General features: G+C 64.5%; 31 protein-coding genes. 21 read left to right on the top strand and 10 right to left on the bottom strand.

What is annotated here, in order from left to right; translation table 11 throughout:
- Positions 1-151 precede the first annotated feature (151 nt).
- Positions 152-673 (bottom strand): archaemetzincin family Zn-dependent metalloprotease, encoded by a 522-nt coding sequence (locus P2T60_RS00820; RefSeq protein ID WP_276280658.1) that lies wholly within the window; start codon positions 671-673, stop codon positions 152-154.
- A 39-nt stretch (positions 674-712) separates the two neighbouring features.
- Here P2T60_RS00820 and P2T60_RS00815 point away from each other — a divergent pair, with 39 nt between their 5' ends.
- The 3 genes from P2T60_RS00815 (at position 713) to P2T60_RS00805 (ending at position 2455) form a co-directional block, all read left to right on the top strand.
- Positions 713-1102, top strand: a complete 390-nt coding sequence (locus P2T60_RS00815) for a UPF0146 family protein (protein WP_276280657.1) — start codon at positions 713-715, stop codon at positions 1100-1102.
- A gap of 282 nt (positions 1103-1384) precedes the next feature.
- Complete coding sequence (locus P2T60_RS00810; protein ID WP_276280656.1) at positions 1385-2176, top strand: formate/nitrite transporter family protein; 792 nt, start codon at positions 1385-1387, stop codon at positions 2174-2176.
- 102 nt (positions 2177-2278) lie between these two features.
- Complete coding sequence (locus P2T60_RS00805) at positions 2279-2455, top strand: AN1-type zinc finger domain-containing protein (protein ID WP_276280655.1); 177 nt, start codon at positions 2279-2281, stop codon at positions 2453-2455.
- 31 nt (positions 2456-2486) lie between these two features.
- Here P2T60_RS00805 and P2T60_RS00800 read toward each other — a convergent pair whose 3' ends face one another.
- A complete protein-coding gene (locus tag P2T60_RS00800; RefSeq protein ID WP_276280654.1) occupies positions 2487-3095 on the bottom strand; it encodes a class I SAM-dependent methyltransferase in 609 nt (202 codons plus the stop codon).
- An 81-nt stretch (positions 3096-3176) separates the two neighbouring features.
- On the opposite strand from P2T60_RS00800, the gene P2T60_RS00795 reads away from it, so the two are divergent.
- The 7 genes from P2T60_RS00795 (at position 3177) to P2T60_RS00770 (ending at position 8309) form a co-directional block, all read left to right on the top strand.
- Positions 3177-4088, top strand: coding sequence for a TIGR01548 family HAD-type hydrolase (locus P2T60_RS00795; RefSeq protein WP_276280653.1), 912 nt, complete (start codon positions 3177-3179; stop codon positions 4086-4088).
- 34 nt (positions 4089-4122) lie between these two features.
- Positions 4123-4485 (top strand): DUF7534 family protein, encoded by a 363-nt coding sequence (locus P2T60_RS00790; protein WP_276280652.1) that lies wholly within the window; start codon positions 4123-4125, stop codon positions 4483-4485.
- 199 nt (positions 4486-4684) lie between these two features.
- Positions 4685-5353 carry an NADPH-dependent F420 reductase gene (npdG, locus tag P2T60_RS00785; protein WP_276280651.1) on the top strand — a complete coding sequence of 223 codons (669 nt, stop codon included), beginning with the start codon at positions 4685-4687 and terminating at the stop codon, positions 5351-5353.
- Between the two features lie 178 nt (positions 5354-5531).
- Positions 5532-5705 (top strand): HVO_0416 family zinc finger protein, encoded by a 174-nt coding sequence (locus P2T60_RS00780; protein ID WP_276280650.1) that lies wholly within the window; start codon positions 5532-5534, stop codon positions 5703-5705.
- A gap of 124 nt (positions 5706-5829) precedes the next feature.
- Entirely contained in the window at positions 5830-5958 is a 129-nt protein-coding gene (locus P2T60_RS00775) for a transporter (protein WP_276280649.1), read from the top strand.
- A gap of 241 nt (positions 5959-6199) precedes the next feature.
- Positions 6200-6361 carry a DUF7563 family protein gene (locus tag P2T60_RS21815; RefSeq protein ID WP_420028692.1) on the top strand — a complete coding sequence of 54 codons (162 nt, stop codon included), beginning with the start codon at positions 6200-6202 and terminating at the stop codon, positions 6359-6361.
- A 121-nt stretch (positions 6362-6482) separates the two neighbouring features.
- A complete protein-coding gene (locus tag P2T60_RS00770) occupies positions 6483-8309 on the top strand; it encodes a UvrD-helicase domain-containing protein (protein WP_276280648.1) in 1827 nt (608 codons plus the stop codon).
- A gap of 337 nt (positions 8310-8646) precedes the next feature.
- Here P2T60_RS00770 and P2T60_RS00765 read toward each other — a convergent pair whose 3' ends face one another.
- Positions 8647-8892, bottom strand: coding sequence for a DUF7533 family protein (locus P2T60_RS00765; RefSeq protein WP_276280647.1), 246 nt, complete (start codon positions 8890-8892; stop codon positions 8647-8649).
- Positions 8893-9449: 557 nt separating this feature from the next.
- On the opposite strand from P2T60_RS00765, the gene P2T60_RS00760 reads away from it, so the two are divergent.
- On the top strand, positions 9450-10085 hold the full coding sequence (locus P2T60_RS00760) for a riboflavin synthase (RefSeq protein WP_276280646.1): 636 nt from the start codon (positions 9450-9452) through the stop codon (positions 10083-10085).
- Between the two features lie 19 nt (positions 10086-10104).
- On the opposite strand, the gene P2T60_RS00755 is transcribed toward P2T60_RS00760, so the two are convergent.
- Complete coding sequence (locus P2T60_RS00755) at positions 10105-11238, bottom strand: PrsW family intramembrane metalloprotease (protein WP_276280645.1); 1134 nt, start codon at positions 11236-11238, stop codon at positions 10105-10107.
- Between the two features lie 133 nt (positions 11239-11371).
- On the opposite strand from P2T60_RS00755, the gene P2T60_RS00750 reads away from it, so the two are divergent.
- Genes P2T60_RS00750 through P2T60_RS00740 form a run of 3 tightly spaced genes read left to right on the top strand, consistent with a single transcriptional unit; the run spans position 11372 to position 13426 of the window.
- A complete protein-coding gene (locus P2T60_RS00750; protein WP_276280644.1) occupies positions 11372-11560 on the top strand; it encodes a hypothetical protein in 189 nt (62 codons plus the stop codon).
- Between the two features lie 52 nt (positions 11561-11612).
- Positions 11613-11987 carry a DUF7532 family protein gene (locus P2T60_RS00745; protein WP_276280643.1) on the top strand — a complete coding sequence of 125 codons (375 nt, stop codon included), beginning with the start codon at positions 11613-11615 and terminating at the stop codon, positions 11985-11987.
- On the top strand, positions 11984-13426 hold the full coding sequence (locus tag P2T60_RS00740) for a ribonuclease FAU-1 family protein (RefSeq protein ID WP_276280642.1): 1443 nt from the start codon (positions 11984-11986) through the stop codon (positions 13424-13426). The genes P2T60_RS00745 and P2T60_RS00740 overlap by 4 nt, the downstream gene beginning before the upstream one ends.
- Before the next feature lie 11 nt (positions 13427-13437).
- On the opposite strand, the gene P2T60_RS00735 is transcribed toward P2T60_RS00740, so the two are convergent.
- The gene (locus tag P2T60_RS00735; protein ID WP_276280641.1) at positions 13438-13794 is read right to left on the bottom strand and encodes a cell division protein SepF; all 357 of its coding nucleotides are present in this window, start codon (positions 13792-13794) and stop codon (positions 13438-13440) included.
- A 150-nt stretch (positions 13795-13944) separates the two neighbouring features.
- Between P2T60_RS00735 and P2T60_RS00730 the strand changes: the two genes are divergently transcribed.
- Together P2T60_RS00730 and P2T60_RS00725 are read left to right on the top strand one after the other, a co-directional pair.
- Positions 13945-15375 (top strand): S8 family peptidase, encoded by a 1431-nt coding sequence (locus tag P2T60_RS00730; protein ID WP_276280640.1) that lies wholly within the window; start codon positions 13945-13947, stop codon positions 15373-15375.
- A gap of 367 nt (positions 15376-15742) precedes the next feature.
- A complete protein-coding gene (locus tag P2T60_RS00725; protein WP_276280639.1) occupies positions 15743-17323 on the top strand; it encodes a S8 family serine peptidase in 1581 nt (526 codons plus the stop codon).
- 165 nt (positions 17324-17488) lie between these two features.
- Here P2T60_RS00725 and P2T60_RS00720 read toward each other — a convergent pair whose 3' ends face one another.
- Positions 17489-17968 carry an RNA-binding protein gene (locus P2T60_RS00720; protein ID WP_276280638.1) on the bottom strand — a complete coding sequence of 160 codons (480 nt, stop codon included), beginning with the start codon at positions 17966-17968 and terminating at the stop codon, positions 17489-17491.
- A gap of 95 nt (positions 17969-18063) precedes the next feature.
- On the opposite strand from P2T60_RS00720, the gene P2T60_RS00715 reads away from it, so the two are divergent.
- Both P2T60_RS00715 and ygfZ read left to right on the top strand, forming a co-directional pair.
- Positions 18064-18360, top strand: coding sequence for a DUF6432 family protein (locus P2T60_RS00715; protein ID WP_276280637.1), 297 nt, complete (start codon positions 18064-18066; stop codon positions 18358-18360).
- Positions 18361-18722: 362 nt separating this feature from the next.
- The gene (ygfZ, locus tag P2T60_RS00710) at positions 18723-19853 is read left to right on the top strand and encodes a CAF17-like 4Fe-4S cluster assembly/insertion protein YgfZ (protein ID WP_276280636.1); all 1131 of its coding nucleotides are present in this window, start codon (positions 18723-18725) and stop codon (positions 19851-19853) included.
- Here ygfZ and P2T60_RS00705 read toward each other — a convergent pair.
- Positions 19850-20419 carry an LURP-one-related family protein gene (locus P2T60_RS00705; protein WP_276280635.1) on the bottom strand — a complete coding sequence of 190 codons (570 nt, stop codon included), beginning with the start codon at positions 20417-20419 and terminating at the stop codon, positions 19850-19852. The genes ygfZ and P2T60_RS00705 overlap by 4 nt on opposite strands.
- Before the next feature lie 121 nt (positions 20420-20540).
- Between P2T60_RS00705 and P2T60_RS00700 the strand changes: the two genes are divergently transcribed.
- Positions 20541-20825, top strand: a complete 285-nt coding sequence (locus tag P2T60_RS00700) for a hypothetical protein (RefSeq protein ID WP_276280634.1) — start codon at positions 20541-20543, stop codon at positions 20823-20825.
- A 123-nt stretch (positions 20826-20948) separates the two neighbouring features.
- On the opposite strand, the gene P2T60_RS00695 is transcribed toward P2T60_RS00700, so the two are convergent.
- Together P2T60_RS00695 and P2T60_RS00690 are read right to left on the bottom strand one after the other, a co-directional pair.
- Positions 20949-21923, bottom strand: a complete 975-nt coding sequence (locus tag P2T60_RS00695; RefSeq protein WP_276280633.1) for an AI-2E family transporter — start codon at positions 21921-21923, stop codon at positions 20949-20951.
- A 42-nt stretch (positions 21924-21965) separates the two neighbouring features.
- Complete coding sequence (locus P2T60_RS00690; protein ID WP_276280632.1) at positions 21966-22712, bottom strand: Lrp/AsnC family transcriptional regulator; 747 nt, start codon at positions 22710-22712, stop codon at positions 21966-21968.
- Positions 22713-22896: 184 nt separating this feature from the next.
- Between P2T60_RS00690 and P2T60_RS00685 the strand changes: the two genes are divergently transcribed.
- Positions 22897-23106: an HVO_0649 family zinc finger protein gene (locus P2T60_RS00685; protein ID WP_276280631.1), complete on the top strand. Its 210-nt coding sequence runs from the start codon at positions 22897-22899 to the stop codon at positions 23104-23106.
- 7 nt (positions 23107-23113) lie between these two features.
- Here the strand turns inward: P2T60_RS00685 and P2T60_RS00680 are convergent, their stop codons facing one another.
- The gene (locus tag P2T60_RS00680; protein ID WP_276280630.1) at positions 23114-23482 is read right to left on the bottom strand and encodes a hypothetical protein; all 369 of its coding nucleotides are present in this window, start codon (positions 23480-23482) and stop codon (positions 23114-23116) included.
- An 84-nt stretch (positions 23483-23566) separates the two neighbouring features.
- Here P2T60_RS00680 and P2T60_RS00675 point away from each other — a divergent pair, with 84 nt between their 5' ends.
- Entirely contained in the window at positions 23567-24250 is a 684-nt protein-coding gene (locus P2T60_RS00675; protein ID WP_276280629.1) for a potassium channel family protein, read from the top strand.
- The last annotated feature ends 31 nt before the right edge of the window (positions 24251-24281 follow it).

Below are 24281 nucleotides of genomic sequence, written 5' to 3'. Positions count from 1 at the left end.
TCCACCCACGGCGGTCGTTCGGCCGAGCGCTCACCGGTGGCTCTGGGGCCACTGCTCGGAACGACGCTCGCACGCTCGGCGCTGGAGACTGTTTTCTAAACGTTTGAGATAGAGATATACTGCTAAGAGAAATGACTACCCACGTCTAAGACTACAAAACTTGTCTCTGACAGGTGCCACAGAGGTTCTCTTCTTTCACGTCCACTTCGCGGACGGTCGGCGAGAAGTTCATCACGCACCGCTTGTTGTCGCAGTGTTCGAGACCGAGCGTGTGACCTATTTCGTGGACGACCTCCTTGCGAACCCGGTCGGAGAAGATTTCGGTGGCGCTCTGGTTCGAGAATCCGCCGTCGCTCGAAGTCTGGAGTCGGTAGGTCGAGATGACACTTCCGTTGCCGTCGAGGTACGCCAGACCGAAGACGTAGTTTCGGCGGCGGTAGAAGAGGTCTTTCGGCGTGATAGCGATGTTCTTCTCGCCGGAACCGATGCGGCCCGCGAGTTCGATGAACTCCTCGGCGCGGTACTGGTCGCGTTTCTCGTCGTGTGCCCCGGTGGGGACCGACTGGGAGTCGTGAATCGTGACTTCGCAATCGTAGACGGAACGCAGAGCAGTCGAGGCTTGCCGCTTGACCTGCGCGGACACGTCCCCGACCGGGACGACATCAACGAGCATGGGAAACACTATGCGGGAGCGGCCCATAAACTTCCCGCCATGCGACACCGGACCAATCGGGCGCTCATCGGTCGTCTCTCGGAGTTCGAACGCCTCGTGGAGGTGGGCGTCGGAAACCGGACCGACGTGGCGGCCGGACTCGCAGACGCCGGGAAACGAGTCGTTGCGACCGACGTACACCCCCGCGAAGTGCCCGATGGCGTCCGCTTCGAGCGTGACGACGTGTTCGACCCCGACCCGGCGGTCTACCGGGACGCCGAGGCGGTCTACGCGCTGAACCTCCCGCCGGAACTCCACCGGCCGACGCTGGAAGTCGCCCGACGCACGGACGCCGCCTTCCTGTTCACGACGCTCGGCGGCGACCAACCCGCGATTCCGGTCTCCCGCGAGACGATTCCGGGCGAGACGGTTTTCATCGCGCGGGAGTAACGGAGTGAGAACTGTCTGGAACGGCAAAACAGAACGTAACCGGGACGAGGGTTACTCGTCTTCGTCGCCCGGACGGCGGCCCTTCGAGACGACTTGGCCGTCGAAGACGATGCGTGAGACCCGTTTCCGTCTGTCGTCTTCGCTTTCGATTTCGCTCATTCGTGTTCACGAATACCTCCTATAGAGTGAAATAGGTTGACATTCGTACTCAAGACTCGAAAACGACCGGCGGGACCATTCACCCGCCACACCGCTTATTGCCGAACCAGTTCAAATCGGGGCGTGACCGTCGCTCCCGACCCCGCAGAGATTTTCGACCGGGCGGTCGAGGAGGGCGAGCGCCGCCTCGACCAGTCGCTACTCGAACTCGTCGCGACCAGTTTCATCGCCGGGTTCACCGTCGTCTTCGGCGTCGTGGCGCTCGGCATCGTGGAGGCGCTCGTCGAACCGCGCTACGGCCACGGTGCCGCCAAACTCGCGGGGTCGCTCGCGTTCGGTGTCGCGCTGGTCTTCCTCGTCGTCGGCCGGACCGAACTCTTCAACGAGAACTTCTTCGACCCGGTTGCGAAGGCAGTCGCGGCCGACGACTCGTGGCTGGTCGGCCCGCTCGTCCGCCTGTGGACCGTCACGTTCGCGCTCAACTTCGTCGGCGGTAGTCTCTTCGTCGCCGTCCTGTCCGTCGAGGGCGCGCTTCCGACCGGGACGCCGGACGCCCTCGTCGGTTTCGCCCACGAGTTCGTCCACCGCCGGACGCAGGCCGAGTTCGTGAAGGGCATCGTCGGCGGGACGCTGGTCACTCTGCTGTCGTACCTCCTCGAAGCGGTCGACAGCGTGGGGAGTCGAATCGCCTTGGCCTACGTCGTCGGCGTTCTCCTGACGCTCGGCGTCTTCGACCACGTTATCGTCACGATGCTCCACGTCGTCTTCGGCATGTTCCTCGGCGCGAGCATCGGTCTCGGCGAGTTGGCCGTGACGACGGCCGTCGTCACGGCCGGAAACCTCGTCGGGGGTCTCGGGTTGGTGACGCTCACGCACGTCGCCCAGTGGAAGGGTGCCCGCGAGTCCGACGGGTGACGACCGAGCGAACCGGCGTCGTCCGGTACCGCGCGACATCGCCGGGTAAGTGATACGTCAACACGACCCTAACCTTATACTCTCGAACCGTGTAGTCATCTCATGGGCACCTGCAAGCGATGTGGCGAGAGAATGACGGGCGACCGAAGTTGCTCGTACTGCGGCAACACCTACTGCCCGGAACATCAACTGCCCGAGAAACACGACTGTTCGGGCGTCAAAAACTGGGACACCGAGGGCGAGCGCTTCGACAGCGGATTCGGCAAGTCCGACGACTAGCTTCCCACCGCGACCCGCCGCGACGGACGACTCAGGATTTTCGAGCGGTCACGATTTCGGCGGCGTGCCGGTGGGGTTCGCCGCCGGAGTCGTCGTCGAAGACGAGCGCCGACTCGTCCAACACGTCCCAGTCGTCGTAGTAGCCCCGGAGTTCGCCCTGCTCGTAGAAGTGTTCGTTGTCGCCCCAGTCCGGCGGCGTCGGAACCTCGGGATGGTCCACGAACGCGAAGACGGCGTGGACGCCCCCCGGTCGGGTCGCCTCGTGGAAGTGGTCGAACTGCGCGGCGCGGTTCTCGGGCTGGAGATACTGGACGGTCCCGATGGAGTAGAACAGGTCCACCGTCTCGGGGAGTTCGAGGTCGTTCACGTCGCCGACTCGGGTCCGGACCTCGACATCCCGGTCGGCGGCGAGTCGCTCGGCCTTCTCCAGTCCTTCCGCGATTGGGTCGATGGCGTAGACCGTCGCGCCTCGCTCGGCGAAGAACACCGCGTCTCTCCCCTCGCCCGCGCCCACGTCCGCGACGACTGCTTCCTCGGGGTCGGCGAGGTGGCCGAGCGCCGTCTCCGCGAGGTCGTTGGGTTCCGTCCCCCAGTAGTAGTCGTCTCGGCCGTACAACTCGCCGAGTCTGTCGTGGTCCATGCGACGACTCCGACCGACCGAGCTAGAAGTGTTGCGGTTTCCGTCGGAAGACCCTTGAGCGCCGATTCACTACCACCTCGCATGCAAGCAGACGCGGTCGTGCTGGACATCGACGGAGTAGTCGTGGACGTGGCCGACTCCTACCGGCGGGCAATCGTGGAGTCCATCGCGCACGTCTACGGCGACACCATCGAGAAGGAGGCCATCCAGTCGTTCAAAGACGCTGGCGGGTTCAACAACGACTGGGAACTCACCTACGCCGCGGCGCTGTTCGTCCTCGCGCGCCGCGAGGGACTGGAGACGGACCTCGAAACGTTCACCGACCGAATCGCGGCGCGCCGGGCCGCCAGCGACGACGCCGAATCCGCTGACGGACTCGACGCCGCCGAAGCGGTCGTGGACGACGCGCTGTCGCCGGAGGCAAGCGAGCGCGCACGGGCCGACTGGGACCCCGAGCGACTCCGCGATGTCTTCCAGCGACTCTACCTCGGCGCGGACCTCTACGCCGACATCGAGGGCGCGGACTCCGACCCCGGCGGCGCGGACTCGGAACTCGACGCACCGGGATTCATCCACGACGAACCCGTCCTGCTCGAATCCGAGACGCTCGACGCCCTCGGCGACCGACCGCTCGGCATCGTCACCGGACGGCCCGCGGACGAGGCCGACATCGCCCAGCGACGGGCGAATCTCGACGTGCCCGACGACCGGCGGTTCACGATGGACGACTGGGAGCAGGGCAAGCCCCATCCCCACGCGCTGGTCACGCTAGCCGGGCGATTCGACGCGGACGCGGTGGTCTTCGTCGGCGACACCTTAGACGACGTGAAGACCGCCCGAAACGCCGACGACGAGGACCCCGGCCGCGAGTACGTCGGCGTCGGGGTGCTGACCGGCGGACTGACCGGCGAGGAGGGCCGCCGGAAGTACGACGAGGCGGGCGCGGACGCCGTACTCGACTCGGTGAACGACCTCCCGGACCTGCTGGAGTAGGGTTTTATCCGGCCGCCGTACGCTGACTTCGGACATGGATTGGTCCCGACTCGGGGGCGCGGTTCCCGACGCCCTCGTGATTTCGTTCGTCCTCGGTGCGATTCTCTCGCCGCCCGACCCGTTCACCCAGTTGCTGTACGTCGGCCCGACGTTCGTCGTCGCACTGCTGGCTCTCTCCCGGTACGGCCAGCGGTCCGTCGGTCCGTGGTGGCGTCGGTACCTCGTCTTCGTGGGCGGTACCGTCGTGGTTGCAATCGCCGGGGGCGCGCTAGCGCTCGCGGTCGGCCGCGCGGACGCCTCGGGCGTCCGCGCGGCGTTCACGCTGGCCGGGGTCGGGTTCGGCGCGTGGCTGGCGTACTTCGGCGGATGGGCCGCGCTGACGAGTCGAGACCCGTAGCGTCCGCGGCCGCACGGCCGCGGACGCAGGCCCACGACCGCTCGCGCCCGACGGTCGTTCCCGACGCGCGCCGGAATATCTGTACGTTGCTAAAAGCAATAAATAGTTGTCTTAGAAAGTTCTATAGAATTTCCCGCCGTGACCTCGCACGTTGCCGGAGTCAGGAAACCTTACTTTCCGTCCGCCCGGAGTAGCGGGTATGCGAATCGCACTGCTCGGCGGGACCGGCGACATCGGACAGGCCCTCGCGCTCCGGTGGGCGCGAGACACCGACCACGAGATTCTCGTCGGGTCCCGAGACCCCGAGAAGGCCCGCGGGAAGGCCGACGAGTACGAGACCGAACTCGACAGTCTGGGCGTCGAGCGCGAAATCAAGGGGTTCGCCAACGAGATGGCGGCCGACCGGGCGGACGTGGTGGTGCTGGCGGTGCCCGCGTTCCACGTCAAAGACACCGTAGAGGCCGTCGCCGACCGCATCGAGGACGCCGACGTGCTGGTCTCGCCTGCCGTCGGGATGAACCGCGACGAGGACGGCTTCCACTACAAGCCCCCGAAGGCCGGGAGCGTCACCGAACTGGTCGCCGACGTTGCGCCCGAGGGCGTTCCGGTCGTCGGTGCCTTCCACAACCTCTCGGCCGACCGGCTCGCCAACCTCGACGTGGAACTCGACCTCGACACGCTGGTCGTCGGCGACGACGAGGACGCGGTGGAGACCGTGCGCCAGTTGGCCGACCAAATCGACGGCCTCCGGGCGCTTCGGGCGGGTAGCACGGCCAACGCCGCGGAAGTCGAGAGCATGACTCCTCTTCTCATCAATATCGCGGTAGAGAACGAGGGTATGCACGACGTGGGCGTGACGTTCGAGTAGCGCGCCGGAACCGGCGCGGCCGACTTTTTTGAACTCACTCCGCCTCTACCGGCGGTTAAGCCGGTCTTACTCCGGTCGATAGGAACCCGCACACGAGAAATCAAGCGTTGAGACGCCTCGATACGCACCCTGTTACACCGACACGGTTATATGGGTGGTGTGCATTAGCATACCATGTATGGCGACCGCACCGACCGGCGACGACGTTTTCGACGAATTCCTGTCCGAGCGTGGCCACGAAACTGAGACTGTCGGCTGGCAGGAGGACTACAACAAGAAACAGTGTCCGGAGTGCGGCGGACTCCACGATACGTCCGCGAGCGAATGTTCGGTATGCGGTTGGCGACCGTAGTTTCGGTCGCGTCACTCTCGCTGTCGTACAGCGCGCGAGTATCTGACCTGCAACACGTTTTTTCGACGTTCGATGCGGCGCAAGCGGCGACAATCGGTTTCCGACTACGGACCCTACAGCACGTATGGTCCGATTCTCGACGCTCGTCATCCTCGCCGGAGTCGTCCTGTTGTTCGTGCCGATTCCGCCGATTGCGACCATCCTCGGAATCGTCACGATTGCGGTCGGCGTCCTGATGCGATGGCTCGGGTGACGCTCGCTCGGCGAACGCCCACGTCGAGAGCAGGTGCCATCGTCCCCATCGGGGGGTTCCGGACTTCATGCACCCGGCGGGGAAGGTCTCGAAGTAATCAGTAAGACATAATTATAAAATATTTGTTTTTACAGTCAGGAACCGTATTCAGGCGTTGTATCCGGTAGAATCGGCCGTTCGAGACGTTCGAGTCAGTGTCGATAGAAATATAGTGTAAGATTTCCGTAGTGGCACAAGAGAAATGCCTGAGTGCCAGAACTGTGGGTCGTTCGTGACGGACGCCTACGCGCGAGTATTCACCCCGCGCGAGGTAGACAACCCGCGAGTGTGCCCCGAATGCGAAGACAAGATTCGAGACGGAAGCGAAGTGCGCGAGGCGCGGTCGCCCAGAAACACTTCGTAACGCCCTGTAGACACCGTTCTCCTTCCGAAACGGCAGTCCCCGCGTAGCCCCGCGACCCTCCCGTCGAACGGTCGCTCCGATTCACATCGTTTTATGAGTGCGGGGACCATGGGGTGGTGTAATGAGTCAGGACACGGACGAACGTGTGACCCGACTGTTCGGTGGTCCCGGAAGCGGGAAAACCACCGAACTGCTCGACCGGGTCGAAGCTCTACTCGACAAGGACGGCGTCGGCGTCAACGACATTCTGCTGGTCTCGTACACCCGAGCGGCCGCTAACGAGGTCCGCGAGCGTCTCGCCGAACGCCGGGACCTCAACCCGCGTTCGCTTCAGGGGTCGGTCTGCACGATGCACGCGAAAGCCTACGAACTGCTCGACCTCTCGCGGAGCGACGTGGTGGGCGAGTCCGACAAGAAGGAGTTCTGCGAGGACTTCGGCATCGAGTTCGAAGACGAGTACAGTGGCGCAGGTCGTCGGACCGCACGCTCTACCACGCTCGGCAACAAGATAATCGCCACCAGCCAGTGGCTTCAGCGGACCCGCCGGGACGTGTCCGACTGGTACGACGTGCCCTTCCAGTGGAACGACGAGGAGGTTCGCCTGCCGCCGGACATCGACCCCAACGCTCAAGAGGGCAACAAGTACACTCCGACGTGGCCCAGCGACGACGACCGACTCGACGTGCCCGAGGCCATCCGCGGGTGGCGCAACTACAAGGGCGAGAACGACCTCGTTGGCTTCGCAGACATGCTCGAACGGGTCCGCCAGCGGTCGCTCCTCCCGAACGTCGATTACCTCGTCATCGACGAGTTTCAGGACATCACCAGCCTCCAGTACGACGTGTACGAGGAGTGGAAACCCCACATGGAGGAAGTCCTCATCGCGGGCGACGACGACCAAGTGGTCTACGCGTGGCAGGGCGCGGACCCCAAACTCCTGCTCGAAGAGGAAGGCAACGACGTGATTCTCGACACGTCCCACCGCCTCCCCTCCGAGATTCTGCAAGTCGTCCAACAGGAAGTGCGTCACATAGACGAGCGCCAAGAGAAGAACCTCTCGCCGCGCAAGGAGGGCGGGACGGTCGAACAGGTCGATAGCCCGTCGATGCTCGAGCTCGTCCGGAACGTCAGGTACACCATCGAGGAACACGACGGCACCCTGATGATTCTGTTCCGGGCGCGCTACCAGATGTTCCGGTTCATCGACGAGTTCATCGACGAGGGCATCCCGTTCAAGTGTCTGACCGACCAGCGGATGTGGACCGACCGACTCCAGCAGTACGTGGACGCCGTCGAGAAGGTCGAGAACGACGACCCCATCACGGCGCTTCAGGCCCGACGCCTCGCCGACATGCTTCAGGACTCTGCGTTCGGCACCAACGAACGCGACGAGTTGTTCGACGCGATAGACGACCGAAAGGAGGAAGCGGAGACGGACGACCTCGCGGAAATCGAGGTCGAACCCGACTTCGTGACCGACTTCGCGCCGTTCATGCCGGGTCCGGCCTCGGCCGCCGACATGGTGCGGAAGGTCACGAGTTTCCAGAAGAACTCGATGCGGGCCTACTTCCAGAGCGACTATCAGGGCATGGCCGCCGACCGGGTGCGCCTCGGCACCATCCACTCCGCGAAGGGCCGCGAGGCCGACCACGTGTTCGTCGCTACGGACCTGACCGAGAAGGTGGTAGAACAGATGGCCGCCACGGTGGACGGCGAAGTGGACGGCGAGGAGTTCACCTCCACGACCGACCCGGTGCCGGTGCTGACCGACAACGAGCGACGGGTGTTCTACGTCGGGATGTCTCGCGCGCGCGAACGTCTCGTCATCATGGAGAATCTGGTCGGCGGCGCGCCGACCCTGCCAATCGACGTGTTGCTCTACAACGAGCGAAACGAGAAGGACCTCGAAGACGCGCTGGCGGAAGTCTCGGAAGCGACGCCGCAGTGAGACGCGGGTAGCGTAGCGCACTGCGACCCCTTTCTCTCGATTTCGACCGGACGCACGAACTACTTCGACCGACCACCCGGCGCGCGCGAGCGCGACCCGCGAGTGGTCGCGCCCATCCGCGCGAGGGACGAGTAGCGCAGGCCGTAGGCCGAGCAACGCAGGCGGTTGGGGAGGTGTGAGGTTCGCGGTTGCGGTGCCGTGCGGTCTGATTGGTTCAAGCCTGTAGCTAGCTCTCTTTAAATCGCCTCTGTCGTTGCCGTCGCTTCCCTTCGAGAAACGCTAGCCATCCCGACGCAAGCAGTCGAAGCCACCGACAAAATCGCCGAAACGGCGTGACTCACTCCTCGTCGTCCGGCGTCTTCGCCACTTTCCCGACCGTCTTGCGCGCCACCGCGCCGGGAACGTCGGTCGGCGTCGTCAGGTACTCCTCTAACACGACCATCATGACCGCGACGACAAGGAATCCGCCGCCGAGGATGGTCTCGCCATCAAGGAGGAACTGGACGCCGAGCAGACCGACCGGAAGCGCGAAGACGAGCGTCGCCGCGAGTTGGAGCGTACCGATGATGCCCGGTTTGTTCATCACCTGTCGGTTCCGGGCGGGCGGTCAAAAACCCCGCGGGCGAACGTCGCGAGACGGCTTCATGTTTCCCTAAGCAATAGTAGTATTTGTTTGATAACTCTACATAATTCCTTAAGCATTGAAAAGGTAGTCGTTCGGAGGTTCGCGAGATGTTCAGAGACCGCGACAGCGCAACACCTCGTTCGGGACTGCGTGACCACCGACCGCGACCGCATTGCGACGGCACCGCGACTGCGACCGCAGGAGTATCTGGGAAGCTAGCTACTCCGTGAGCCAATCAGACCGCACCGCACGGACCTCACGCCTCCCCAACCTCGTCGGCCGCCGGAGGCGGCCGACTCCCTCGCGCGGATGGGCGCGCCACGGAGGCGCGCCCGCGCGCGCCGGGTGGAGTAAGATTGGGGCACGCCCCGGCCGCCGTTCACGGCCCGATACGCCGCACGAGACGCCGAGAAAGTCCGTAGCGTCGGCGGTGGTCGTCGTCCAGCGTCGAACGCTCGCGCGACCCCTCGCCGACTCCGCAATCCTTTTCACCCGACGAGACCCACAAATCTGGTATGTTTACCGGAATCGTTGAGGAGTCGGGCGCAGTGCGGGACGTGACCGTGACCGACGAGGGCCGTCGCCTCCGCATCGAGGGCGAGGAAGTCACCGGGGACCTCGAACGCGGCCAGAGCATCAGCGTCAGCGGCGTCTGCCTGACCGTCGAGGAGTTCGGCGACGACTGGTTCGAGGTGTTCCTCGCCAGCGAAACCGTCGCAAAGACCTACCTCGGCGAAGTCGAGGCTGGCGACCCGGTGAACCTCGAACGCGCGATGCCCGCCGACGGGCGCTTCGACGGCCACGTAGTGCAGGGTCACGTCGATACGACCGCCGAGGTCGTGGCCGTGCGCGAGGTCGGCGAGGACTGGGAGTACGAGTTCGCCGTCCCCGAGGGGTTCGGCAGATACGTCGTGGACAAGGGGTCGGTGACGGTGGACGGCATCAGTCTCACGGTGGCCGACCGCGGTGACGACGCCTTCTCGGTCGCCATCATCCCCGAGACCCGCCGCGTGACCAACCTCTCGGAGAAGGAACCCGGCGACCCGGTTCATCTGGAGGTGGACGTAATCGCAAAGTACGCCGAACGACTGCTCGACGACGCTGGCTTCGAAGTCGGCGGCGCAGAAGTCCTCGGGACGCCCGAGCGGTGACGAATCGGGATAGAGGGGGCTACTCGGAGTCGCCTTCGGGATACTGACTTTCGGTACGTCGTCCCTCCGAGGCGTCCGCGGCGCGCCGACTCTCCGAGTACCCCTCGGAGGTCTCGTAGTCCCCTGCGCCGTCGGTCGATTCCTCGAAGTCGGCCCGGTCGCGTCCGACGCTTTCGTCCGCGAAACTGACGCTCGTACCCATGTCCACCTGCCGGTAGGCGTTCCGGTAGTGCGAGAGTTTCCGGTAGAGCAGGTAGCCGAACACGCCGTCGTAGACGACGACGAACCCGAGGAACGCCACGCCCGGTGCGACAGCGAGTCCCAACGCGTCGAGGAGCGGGTTCAGGTACGTCACCAGCGAGTTGTAGGTTCCGTGGATGAACGCCGCGATGAGCAGGCCCTTGACCACGATGGGACCGGCGTTCTCCCGGTTGAACTTGGCGAGACCGAGATAGTAGCCAGCGAACGCCGAGTAGATGACGTGACCCGGACCGGCCAGCAGGCGGACCGCGGCGGTCTGGCCCGCCGACGCGATTTGCTGAGAGCCGATAGTGCCCACGTCGGCGATGCTCTGGGTGATGTAGATGGCGTTTTCGATGGTGGCGAAGCCCAGTCCAGCCATCGCGCCGTACACCGCGCCGTCGATAACCGCGTCGAATCGGTCGCTCCGGAAGGCGTAGAGCCGAATCGCCAGCCACTTCACCACCTCTTCGACCGGCGCGACGACTAGATAGAAGAACAGCACCATCCCGACGACCGGAACGAGCGTAATCGCGCCCGCCAGCGTGTTGATGATGGCGGCGAATCCCGCGAACAGCACGCCGAGCAGGAACGTCGCCACCAGAAGCGAGAGCGGTTCGGAAGTCGTCACGTCGGCGTACCAGATGTAGGCGGCGAGACCGAACGCCGGGACGACCGACATGAGGACGAACGCGCCGATTATCGGGTCGCTGATGGCCGCCAGTCCGGTCAGCGCGAACTGGGCGACGAGGATGACGAGCGCGAGTAGGACGACGATTACGTGGCCCAACCGACGTAAACTGCGATACACCCCGCCTGACAACTTGTCGAGCCAACTCCGGGACTCCCACGTGGCGATGTCGTAGAGGTCCGCCGAGTCGGTCGCACCTTCTTCTATCGGGTCGCGTTCCATCGCTCGACGTTACGAATCCCAGAACCAATTATCTGGCTCCCGAAGGACCTTTGATTCCTTAATTGTGATAATACACCATTAAGACTCTCAGGGGAACGCTTAACAACCAGAATCGGCCAGATATTTTGACAAGATGACGTACCGAAGCGAAAGTCGAGGACTCCTGTACACAGCACCGCCGAGCGGCGACGAGAACGACGAGAACGACGAGATTGCGCAAGCAGAGGAACCCGCCGAGGAAGAGCGCGAGATGCCCGACCTCGGAACGACGAGCGCCACCACCGACGCCAACTGGACCGGCACCGTCCCCGCCGACGACTGAGAGACTCTCCCGAATCGCTACACCGAAGGCACCGCCGCCCGACCGTTCTCATATGAGCTTCGACCCCCGCACGCGACGCGCGCTACGCGAGGCGGGCGTCTCCGAAGACGCTCTCCGAGAGGCGTCGGACGCCGCGGCGTCCGACGCCGAGCGAACGGCCGGGACGATTGAATCGTTCTTCGAGGACCGGGATGTCGTCTACTCCGACATGGACCTGACCCACAGCACTTCCGAGTATCCCGAACACGCGGTCGAGTACGCCGACCTGTTCACCCACAGCGCCGACGTACGCGGGTGGCTTCGGTTCGACTCGTGGGGCGTCTACGTCGAGGGCGGCCGGGTGCTGAGCGACGAGGTGGTCGAGTTGACCCTCGGCCCGACGGTCCACGAGCGAGTCCGGTTCGCAACCGACCGCGAGGAACTATGACCGGCGTCCGCATCCGCGGTATCTACACCACCGCGCTGACCCAGCGTCTCCGCGAGTCGTTCGAGGTGGTGCAGGCCTCGCCACCCATCCGGCGGCGCTTCGACGCGAACTTCCCGAGTAAGGAGTACGACGCCAGCGTCGGGACCACGGACGACCGGCAGGGCGCGGGCGTGACCGGCGACCCCGAGGCGGTCGAAGCGGTCGCCGAGAACCTCGCCGAAGTCGGCGTGGACGCCTTCCGATGGTCGGACCCGGCCCCGCGCGGGGCGGTCTTCGACGCCGCGGTGAGCGACACCCTCGGTGGCGGCGCAGTCGTGGACCTCGGCGACCGAGAGGGCTACCTCTCGTTCGGCAGAATCGACCGGCGAATCCACGAGGGCGACCGAGTTCGGGTGCAGGTCCACGACGCCGCGCCGCCGTGGGCCGACCACCGGCCCGACCTCGGCACCGAGATACAGGCGTTCGGCGGAGTCGCCAGCCTCTCGAAGGGCATCGACAAGGTGGTGGCCTCCGGCGACGAGGCGACCCGGACCGAACTCGCCCGGACGACCCAGATGCTCCCGACCGAGGTACCCGACGACTGGGGCGTCCGGTGGGAGTACGCCGCCGAGGACGCGGGCATGGACGCGATGGACGACGCCCTCGGCCGGGCAGTCGCGCAGGCCGAGACCATCGACGCCGCGCTCGCGGACGCGCCCGACTCGCCCGAGGACGCCGAGGGCGGCGACGTGCCCCGGAGACTCGCCGCGCCCGAGACGACGACGTGGTGCTGGTTCGGCCGCGAGTCCAGATTCGGCTTGGACGAGGCCCGCCGCGAGGTCACGACCACGATGCCGGGCCACCACCGGGTGAAGGCCGCCCGCGCCTCGGCCAGCGCCGCGGTGGACTTCGTGGAAGACCTCTGGGCCGAGACCGAGGGTCCGGCCGACGGCGACGACTTTCCGACGGGCGCGGCCCTCCGGCAGTTCGGGCCGAGCGAGGGCGACCGCCTCGAAATCCGCCACGGCAAGCCCGACGGCCGGTGTTTCTCGCTCGGCCGCGGCGAGGTCACGCAGTGTTCCCCCGGCGAGGGGAAGGTCACGGTCCGCAGACAGATGTCGGGCCGAGGGACCTACGACGCACTCGGCACGACGCGCGAGTCCGGCGACGTGGCGGTCACGAAGTTCCGCGAGGGCCGGTGGTGGTATCCGACGGTCTACCGGAGCGAGGACGGCGCGAAGAAGGGAACCTACGTCAACGTCTGCACGCCCGTCGAACTGTTCCCCGACGCGGCGCGCTACGTGGACCTCCACGTGGACGTAGTGAAGTTCCCCGACGGCGAAGTCGAACGCGTGGACGACGACGAGTTAGACGAGGCGGTCGAAGACGGTTACGTCGCTCCGGAGTTGGCCGAGAAAGCCCGAAGCGTGGCGGGTAGGGTCGAGCGCGCCCTGAAGTAGAAGTCGGAGCGTCAGCGAGTGAGTTTCTCTCGACTGACCTTCACGCCGGTCGGGGTGACGAGAATCTGGTCGTCGCCTTTCTGTACGATGTCGCCGTCTACCTCGCGGGCGACCTGCTGGAGTTCGTTGGTGATTCGCTCTACGGTCGTGTCTTCGGTCCGTAGGCGGGTGATGTCGGCGACCACGAGGTCGCCGTCGTAGATAGCGTCCTTGATGGCGATTACGTCCTGCTGGCCCTGTATCTCGGCGATGTGGACCTGCATCGCGGCGTCACCAGACGCCGTGTCGAAGTCGTCGAGATTGAGTTCCACGTAGTCCTCGGCAGTGTGTGCGTCCCGGTCGCCGAGGATTTTGTTCATGAAGCCCATAGGGATATGGGCCGAGCGAAGCGGTATAGTTCTTACGTCAGACGGAAGTCCGTCGTCGTCACGCCCGAACCCGTAAAATTCGTCACTGAATCAATTATATTATGCGTCTTATGGAAACACTTAACATGGTTCGGCGTAGTTTACTACCAGATGGCTGATAATAGAAACGGCGTTTCGAGACGTAACGTGCTGAAAATCGCTGGCGGGTCGATAGCGGCGGCCGGACTCGCCGGACTCGGGAGTGCGAGCGGCGAAGTCGAAGTCAACGTCGGATTCTCGTCCGAGCGCGGCCGACAGGAGACCCTCGACAAGGCGAACGAGACGGTCCGGGAGTTCGACTCCATCGATGTCGTGACCGCCAAGATGCCCGCAGTGGCGGCCAAGGGCCTCCAGAACAACCCCAACGTGCGCTACGTCGAAGAGAACGGCACGGTGGAAGCGCTGGCCCAGACCCTGCCGTGGGGCATCGACCGCGTGGACGCGGACGTGGCACACAGCAACGGTAACACCGGTAGCGGCGCGGACATCGCCATCCTCGACACCGGTATCGACTCCGACCACCCCGACCTGCAGGCCAACCTCGGCACCGGGAAAGACTTCTCGGGCAAAGGGACGTGGGAGGACGGCGACGGCCACGGCACCCACTGCGCCGGGATTGCGAACGCCGTCAACAACAGCGAGGGCGTCGTCGGCGTCTCGACCGAGGCCACTCTCCACGCTGGCAAGGTGCTTGGCGACGACGGAAGCGGGTCGTTCTCCGACGTTGCCGCCGGTCTCGAATGGGCCGCCAATCAGGGCTACGACGTAGCCAGCCTGAGCCTCGGCGCGAGTTCCGGGTCGACCACCGTCAAAGACGCCGTGGACTACGCCTACAACAACGGCGTGCTGGTGGTCTCTTCCGCTGGCAACTCCGGTCCGTGTAACGAGTGCGTCGGCTATCCGGCCGCCTACAGTAACGCCGTCGCAGTGTCTTCGACCGACAGCGACGACACCCTGTCGAGTTTCTCCTCGACCGGTTCCGAGGTCGAACTCGCCGCACCGGGCGGGAGCATCTACTCGACGTACGCGGGCGGCGGCTACGACACCCTCTCGGGCACGTCGATGTCCTGCCCGCACGTCTCGGGCGCGGGTGCCCAACTCATGGCCAACGGCGCGAGCAACACCGAGGCCCGGAGTACGCTCCAGAACACCGCCGAGGACCTCGGCCTGTCGAGCAACGAACAGGGCTACGGTCTCCTCGACGTTGAGGCCGCGCTCAACGGCGACAGCGGCGGTGGCGGCACGGGCGACACCGCACCGTCGGTCGATTCGCTCAGCGTCAACAACCGGAGCAACGGCGGTTGGGCGCGCTTCGAGGTCAGTTGGAGCGTCTCGGACGCCGACGGGGACCTCGCGTCGGTGGACCTCGCGCTCACCCAGTCCACTACGGTCGATTCCGCGACCACCTCGGTCAGCGGGTCCAGCGCGTCCGGGTCGGACAAACTGCAGGAGAAGAAGGGCAGTGGCACCTACGACGTGACGCTCACCGTCACGGACTCGAAGGGCAACACCGCCACCCAGACGACGACCGTCACGGCCTAATCGAGCGCCGGACCGTCACGACGCCGCGGCGTCGTTCTTTTTTGCGGAACGCTATCGGCATCAGTCCGACGGCCGAGGATGAGGATTCAGACATATTTGCCCATTCTTTAGCAATATATAGTTATGTAGTGAAAACGCAGAATTATGTGTCTCGGGAGCGCGCGACTCTCGGTCGCGCGCTCCCGACCTGCGCGCGAGGAAGGCCGGAGCGTCCATCGACGTTGAGGAGGAGGAGGAGAGCGCCGCCGATTCCTACGAGTACTGATACATCAAAAGAGGCGTAATTCGCCGTCAAGCCCTATAGAACGACTTAATTTCATTCTATTACAGAAATTATTAAGTGTATGGAGATATAATGAAATTATCGATGTCAGAGAAAAACAAGGGTGTTTCGAGGCGTAACGTACTGAAAGTCGCTGGCGGAGCCATGGCCGCGACGGGCGTGGCCGGTCTCGCTGGCGCGAAAGGCAAAGTCGAAGTCAACGTCGGGGTCCGAGGCAAGCGTGCCCGCCGTGCCGCAGAGAACGCGGCCGACCACGTGGTTCGTGACTTCGACTCCCTCGACGTGATGACTATCCGCGCGTCGGCGAAGGCCGTGAAGGGTCTCGCAAAGCGCAAGAACGTGCGCTACGTCGAGAAGAACGGCACGGTGGAAGCGCTGGCCCAGACCCTGCCGTGGGGCATCGACCGCGTGGACGCGGACGTGGCACACAGCAACGGCGACACCGGTAGCGGCGCGGACATCGCCATCCTCGACACCGGTATCGACTCCGACCACCCCGACCTGCAGGCCAACCTCGGCACCGGGAAAGACTTCTCGGGCAAAGGGACGTGGGAGGACGGCGACGGCCACGGCACCCACTGCGCCGGGATTGCGAACGCCGTCAACAACAGCGAGGGCGTCGTCGGCGTCTCGACCGAGGCCACTCTCCACGCTGGCAAGGTGCTTGGCGACGACGGAAGCGGGTCGTTCTCCGACGTTGCCGCCGGTCTCGAATGGGCCGCCGACCAAGGCTACGACGTAGCCAGCCTGAGCCTCGGCGCGAGTTCCGGGTCGTCCACCGTCAAAGACGCCGTGGACTACGCCTACAACAACGGCGTCCTCGTCGTCTCCTCGGCCGGTAACTCCGGACCGTGTAGCGACTGTGTGGGCTATCCGGCCGCCTACAGCAACGCCATCGCAGTGTCTTCGACCGACAGCGACGACACCCTGTCGAGTTTCTCCTCGACCGGTTCCGAGGTCGAACTCGCCGCACCCGGCGGAAGCATCTACTCGACGTATCAGGGTGGCGGCTACGACACCCTCTCGGGCACGTCGATGTCCTGTCCGCACGTCTCGGGCGCGGGTGCCCAGCTCATGGCCAAGGGGCAGACGAACACCGAGGCCCGGAGTACGCTCCAGAGTACGGCCGAGGACATCGGTCTCGGCAGTAACGAGCAGGGCTACGGTCTCCTCGACGTTGAGGCCGCACTCAACGGCGACACCGGCGGTGGCGGCGGCGACTGTCTCGACGCCACCCAGTGGCCGTCGGGAACCGGTTCCAGCGGTGCCGAGAACATCGACACCGTTGCCCTCGGCGGAGATGTCTCGAAGAGTTCGGCGGACAACGCCTACGAGGACTTCACCTGCGCGGGTCCGGTCACGGTCAGCCCCGGCGGGTCGTTCGACATCTCGCTCGACTACTCCGACGGCGGATTCGACAGCCACTACGCGAACGTCTACGTGGACTGGGACCAGAACAAAGACTGGTCCACCGCGACCGAGACGGTCGTCATGCAGGACGTGAGCGACGACACCAGCACGTACACCGCGACGGTCGACGTGCCCAGCGACGCCCCGACGGGCGAGACGCTCGTCCGCGTCCGCCTCAGTTGGAACGCCTTCGACGGCCCGTCCGCAACGGGCGAGTACGGCGAAGTCAACGACTTCACCGTCGAAGTCCAGTAGAGCGACGACACCGACGTAACGCGACGAGCGAGGAGTCAGGTTCCGACCCGTCCCGACTGCCGGGACGACTCATTTTTTGCCGCGCCGTCGATTGCGACGCGGGATTGTCAGTCCGTCACCAATCGGCGAACTCGACTTCTAGCGCAATAGAACGGTGGCGACGTTTCAGACGTTGAACTCGTACAGTTCGTCGCCGACATAGTGAACCGACGAGACGACTTTCCCCTCGCTACCCACCATGTCCGACCCTTCGGTCTGGGCGCGGCCGACGGCCAGCACCTTGCCGTGGGACTCCTCGGCGATGACCACGAGGTCGCCCGACGAGATGTCGTCGTCGGCCTCCACGATGCCGGGGCGCATCACGTCCGCGCCGTCGCTGACGAACGATACCGCCCCCGCGTCCACGGTGACGACGTGGGTCTCGGGCGGGTACTGGTTCGCGCCCCGGACCGTCAGGAAGGGTTCGTCCTCGTAGTAGAGAACCGCGGGGTTGCCGTCCACCAACACGAGGTCGAACTCGGAGTCCTCCAACTCCACGAGTTCGTAGGTGTCGGCGTCCAACTCGACGCCGAGTCGGTCGGCGAGTCGCTGTTCGATGTCGCCCACCTCGTCGCTCCGAAGGTGGTGACGAGATTTGACTTCCATACTCCAACGTATCGCTTCAAGGCTTAATACTCTCGCCTTTCGTACGAACCCGGATTTCAGATAAAGGTAAAAACCCGCCGGTCATACTCCCACCTATGAAGGCAAAGCGCGAGTACCGGGACCGCGAGGAGGTCGAAGTCGCGGTACTCGACGCCCTCGTCGACCGGAACGAGGAGGGGATGACGGTGTTCGAGATTCGCTCGCACGTCGAGTCCGACATCGACGAACTGGAGACCGCGCTGGCCAATCTCAAAGAAGACGACCTCATCACCGCCAACGACGGCGACCACCGGACGCTCATCAAACCCGACGAGCGCGTGATTCCGGACCCCGACGAGGAAGTCGAGGAACCGTCGTTCGTGGACAAGATTATCGAGCGACTACCGCTTTAGTGAAATTTCTTCGGAAGAGGAAGGACTATTCTCGGGAGGGTGACGTTTGGCGAGTTGCTGGCGACAGTAGAACGGTCGGCCAGAAGCTAGCTTCAGACTTGAGCCAAGGAGTTACCGCAACCGCTCCGCACCGCGAGGGCCTCACACCTCCCCAGCCGCTTGCGGTCCTCGGCCACGGGCCTGCGGTCCTCACCCCTCGCGCGGTTGGCGCGGCGACGAGCCGCCGCGCCAGCACGCGCCGAACAGAAAATCCGCCGGGCGCTCGCCGACGGAACGGACCTCGAAATGCGCCGGAGAACGGATGCTCCGCGCTCCCGGATTCCGACCTTTTAATCCCGTCCCGGCCCGAAACCGACGTAGAGATGACTGTCATCGAGGACGAGCAGACCGACCTCGGGGCCGAGTGGACCGAAGTCGGCGACCGGCGAATCCCCGCCGACTACGGCCGACCGGACCGCGCCCACGGCGCGGTCCGGCGGGTCGTCGGCGTCACCGAGATGCCCTACGGCGTGGTCGCCGTCCGCGGCGACGACCGGGTGGAGTACGTGGACAACGTGGTGTCCAACGACGTGCCGACCGAGGACGGCGAGGGTGCCTACGCCCTCCTGTTGGACCCCCAAGGCGGCGTGGAGTTGGACATGTACGTCTACGACGCTGGCGAGCAACTCCTGTTGTTCGTCCCGCCGGGCGAGGCCACCGACCTCGCCGAGGAGTGGCGCGAGAAGGTGTTCATCCAAGACGTGGAGATAGACGTTGCGAGCGACGACTTCGCCGTGTTCGGCGTCCACGGCCCGAAGGCGACCGAGAAGATAGCCAGCGTCCTCAACGGCGCGAGCGCACCGGAGCGACACCTCTCGTTCGTCCGCGGGCGGATGTCGGAGGTGGGCGTCACGGTGATTCGGACCGACGCGCCGACCGGCGAAGAGGGGTTCGAGGTGGTGTGTGCCACCGGCACGACGGTCAACGAAACCGGCGAAGAGCGCGCGAACGCCGAACTCGTCTTCGACGCGCTCCTGACCCAAGGATTGAACGCCGCGCCGTTCGGCAGGCGGACGTGGGAGTCGCTGACGCTGGAAGCGGGGACGCCGCTGTTCGAGACCGAGTTGCGGGGCCGGATTCCGAACGTCGTCGGTCTCCGGAACGCGGTGGATTTCGAGAAAGGATGTTTCGTCGGCCAAGAGGTCGTCTCGCGCGTGGAGAACCGCGGCCAACCGAGTCAGCGACTCGTGGGCCTGCGTCCCGAGGCGGTGCCCGAGTCGGGCGCGGCCGTCTTCCGCGGCGACGAGGCGGTCGGCGAGGTGACGCGGGCAGTCGAGAGTCCCACCGACGGCGGACCCGTCGCGTTCGCCGTCGTGGACTTCGAGGTGGGCGAGACCGGTGAGAGTGACCCTGCGCTCTCGGTCCGCGTCGGCGGCGAGGAAGTGGCCGCCGAACTCGCGGCCCTCCCGTTCGTGGAGGGGAGCGACCGGTCGGCCCGGATTCCGGAGTACTAGTTCCCCTCGATGGCGTCCACGACCATCGCGGCGGCGACGACGGCCTCCTTCGGCACGGTGGCGGCGTCGTCGATGGTCACGTCGTACTTGTCCTTGAGCGAGAACTGGCCCTCGATGGCCCCGACGTGGCGGCCGTCGTCGTCGGTAATCTCGTACTCGTGGGGAATCAGACTGAACAGGTCGTGGACGGCGCGCAGGAGCGACACCACCTTGCTCTTGGAGGCGATTTCGGCGATTCGATTCCCGGTGTCGGGGTCCCGAAGCGCCCACTTGTCCACGAACAGGGTGAACTGGTGTTCCAACACGACGACGGTCTCGTCGGTTTCGTCGTCTATCAGCGCGTAGTCGCCGCTGAAGTCGAGGACGCCGCCAGCCTTGACGGTGAACGCGGGATTCCCGTCGGCGTCCACGAAGGGGAACTCCTCTTTGAGTTTGAACATCTTCTGTTTGCCCTTCAGGACGAGTTCGCCGTCGCTGTTGGACGCCTCGTACTTGTTGCGAATCAGCGATTGAACGACGCGGTACTCGTCGTCGGTCAGGTCGAGGGCGGCGATGTCGGCGGCCATGCGCGGGAGTTGTGCGTTTCGCGGTAAATACTTTCTTGGGGAGGCGTCGGTTCGGGCGTGCTACTTCCCACCCCGATTGGGTAAGATTTATTGATTCGCTAAACGCCACGCAGAATACGCTATGTTGGAGACGGAGAGAGCCACGTACGAGATTACACGTCGGCAGAACGACTACTTCTGGCTCGAAGTGCTGGAGGGAGGCGACCAAGGCATCCGGGTCTCGGTGCCAATCAGCGACGAAACTTACGACAACGACGTTCGAGAGGAAGTCAAACGTCTCGACGAAGGGCAAATCGTGGAAGCCGTCCTCGTGAGCGAAGACGAAACGAGACCGGACTGGAAGTTCGAGGAAGTACGTCTCGCCGAGGACGAGCGAAATCCGTCGCGGGTTCGAGCGAACCCGTAACTTGACCTGCTCCGTCTCTTCGTCTCCGTTCGTCGGTCCGTCAGTCCAGTCGTGAGTGACTTTGCCATCGTTAAAGAAATAAAAATACGTCCTAAGGAACGAACTATCAGTCTAAAAGAAACCTCAACCGTACTCCCGAGCGACCACGCCGACGATTGTCTTCGTGAACCCGAGGACGATGGGACCGACGAAGATGCCCGTGAATCCGAACACCACCAGTCCGCCGAAGATGCCCACGACGAGGATAGCGGGATTGAGGTTCGCGCTTCGCCCGCCGAGGACCGGGCGGAGGTAGTTGTCGGTGAGGTTGACGACGCCGAACCCGTAGACCAGCAGTCCGACCCCGCCGAGCAAGTCGCCGGTGGCGAGCAGAAACACCCCGGCGGGAATCCAGATGAACATCGACCCGACGAACGGGAGCAGACCGAGGACGACGGCGAACACCGTCCAGAAGAGGACGTTCGAGAACCCGAGGACGAGTAGCGCGAGACCAGTGAGGACCGCCTGTACGACCGCGATGACGCCCTGCGTGATGAGGACCGCGTAGGTCAGGCGGTCCAAGTCCGCGAGTAGGCGGTCCTGCACGTCGGCGGGAAGCGGCGTCACCTCGCGGAACCACGCCACGGCCGAGTCGCCTCCGACCAGCAGATAGTAGAGCAGGAACCCCAGAATCGTGACGCCCACCGCGGCGGTAGAGGCCCCGCCGACGACGGCGACCGACTGCTCCAGAATCCGGCCCGCGCCCGACCGGACCGCACCCACGAGGTCCTGACCGAGGTCGCTGGCGAGCAGTTCCTGTAGAAATCCCACGTCGATGTCACCCGACTGGACGGCCTCGACCACCGCCAGCGCCTGTTGGAGGACGACTTGGAGCATCAGGACGAACGGCAGGACGAACAGCACGGTGGACCCGACCATGAGGACCACCGCCGACTTCCGGGGACCGATTCGCGGCGCGAGGCGGCGCTGGAGGGGATAGAGCGCGTAGGTCAGCAGAATCGCCAGCGCGACGTAGGTGAAGAACGGTCGCACGACGAGGAGCGAGAGGTAGACGGAGAGTGTGAGCAAGAAGAGAGCGAACGCTTTCTGGGCGTCCATGCCCGACGAGTACGACGACCGGCGAGAAAAGTTCCCCGGCGGTCACTCGGTGGTCTCGAAGGCCTCGACGGTCTCCGAGGAGACCGTCTCGGGAGCGAACAGGGTGACGACATCGCCCGCTTCGATGACGGTATCGCCCTTCGGCGTGAGTACCGCGTCACCGCGTTCGATGCTGATGACCAGCGAGTCGTCGTCGAGGATACCCGAGTCGTTGGCCGCTTCCAGCGTCGTTCCGGTGACGGCGGCGTCTTCGGGGACGGTGAACTCGATGACTTCGGCACCGCCGGTCAGACTCTGCACGTCGGCGAACGACTGGCGCGAGGCGTCGTCGTCCGACCCGAAGGGGTGGTAGGGGTGGAACAACTCGTCCTGTACGATGTCCTCGCGTTCGAGGTCCAGACCGAGACTCGACAGTTCGCGCGCGATGCGAGTGATGTCGTCGGTTCCGGTGCCGACGGCGGTGACGACGAGGTTCTCGCGTCCGGCCATCAGTTTGCGGACGTTCACGACGCCCGAGACTTGCAGGGCCTCCTGTGCGAGTCGGTGGCGGTCGGCGACCGCCACCGTGCAGGTGAACTGGTTGACGATTCTGCTGTCGGTCCGCTCGTAGTCGATGTCGGCGTGGTAGCCTTGGATGATGCCCGCCTCCTCCATCTGGCGGATTCGGTGGCGAATCGTGGCCGGGGTCACGTCCACTTCCTCGGCAATCGTCGGGGCCGTCGTGTTCCGCGCGTCGTCGGCCAGATGATAGAGGATGCGTTTGTCGATTTCGTCTATGCGATAGCTCATGTCCGCGTCTACTGCCGGAGTCGATAAAAGCCCCGCCTTTCGGGGTCCACACTCCGAGGAACGGTCTCGTGCGAACTGACGGGGAGCGAGTACGAATCAGGTATGGAAAATATAGGAGGCCATAATTTGGGTATCGAAAATAGACGGCGGCAGATTTATCCGATAACGGTTCGTGTGTTGCCCTATGTCCGAACTAGAGGACATCGGTTCGACGCCGTTCGACCGGATGGCGTCGCACATGGAACACGAGGATTTGGTCTGCTCCGAGTGCGGATACGACGACGAAGACGGCAGTTGGCGGGCGCGGACGACGGGCGGACAGGTCCTGTACACCCACGTCTGTCCGAGTTGCGGGGCAATCCGAAAACGGACCTATCACCTCGACCGTGACTGACTGCCAGTTACGAGTCGACGGGACCAACGAAGTCCCACCGAAGCGTCGGTTCCGAGTCGGCGTCTACCGGTGGCCGTACCCGAATCCGATAGAGGTAGGGACCGTGCGGGCAGTCGTCACACCCCTCCGGACAGGGTTGTTCTTTGAGGACTTCCGTGTGGCCGTCGCGTTCGCGCACGTCGAGAATCCGCTCGCCCGGACGCTCCTCGACGAGGGCCGCTGGCGACGGGGCGGGTGTCGAGAGCGACTGTGCGTAGGAGATGACCGCCCGCAGTTCGCGGCCGTCGAGGGCGGCGAGTCGGGACGCGAGGTCCGCCGGAACGTCCGAAGGCGGGTCGCGCCGAGCGTCGTCAGAGCTGTCGTCGTCTCGTGACATACCCGCTTATGCCGAGTTTATCCACTTACAGTTACCGATTCGAAAACCACATTTTTAAGCCATTTGGGTATCCGAATACCATCCATGTACATCATCGTCGTCGGGGCCGGTGACATCGGCTCCCAACTGCTCGGACTGCTCACGCGCGAACGCCACGACGTGGTCGTCGTAGAGAAAGACGAAACGGTGGCGAACAGGGCGGCCGAGAACTACGACTGTCTCGTGTTGAACGACGACGCGACCACGATGGAGACGCTCCGAGAGGCAGGCGGCGAACAGGCCGACGCCATCGTCAGCACCACCGGGTCCGACGCCACCAACGTCATGGTGATGTTGCTCGCCGAAGAGCTAGAGATTTCCTCGCAGGTGTCGGTCGTCCACAACCCCGAACACGAGAGCCTGTTCCGGCAACTGAGTGTCAACGTCCTCGAAAACCCCCAGAACCTCATCGCGGAGTATCTCTACCGGGCGGTCCAGCGACCCTCGGTGCAGGACTTCATGCATCTGGCCGACGGCGCGGAAATTTTCGAGATTACGGTCGGGAAGGAGAGTCCGCTGGCCGGTCGCACCCTCGCCGAAGCGACCGACGCCGACGTGCTTCCCGACGGCGTTCTCGTGGTCGCTATCGAGCGCAACCAGTCGGTCGTCCTGCCGAAGGGCGACACCGTTCTCCGGTCGGGGGACCTCGTGACCGTCTTCTCGAAGCGCGGATTCGCGGCCCCGATTATCGAGGTGTTCGCTGGGGAGCGAGCGGCCGCGAACGTCTGAGCGCGACCCCGCGAGTCGGTCGGCGTAGTCA

Source organism: Halorussus caseinilyticus, from assembly GCF_029338395.1.
GTDB classification, from domain to species: Archaea; Halobacteriota; Halobacteria; order Halobacteriales; family Haladaptataceae; genus Halorussus; species Halorussus caseinilyticus.
The sequence above is the reverse complement of the archived record's forward strand: the minus strand, read 5'-3'. Positions and strand labels throughout refer to the sequence as shown.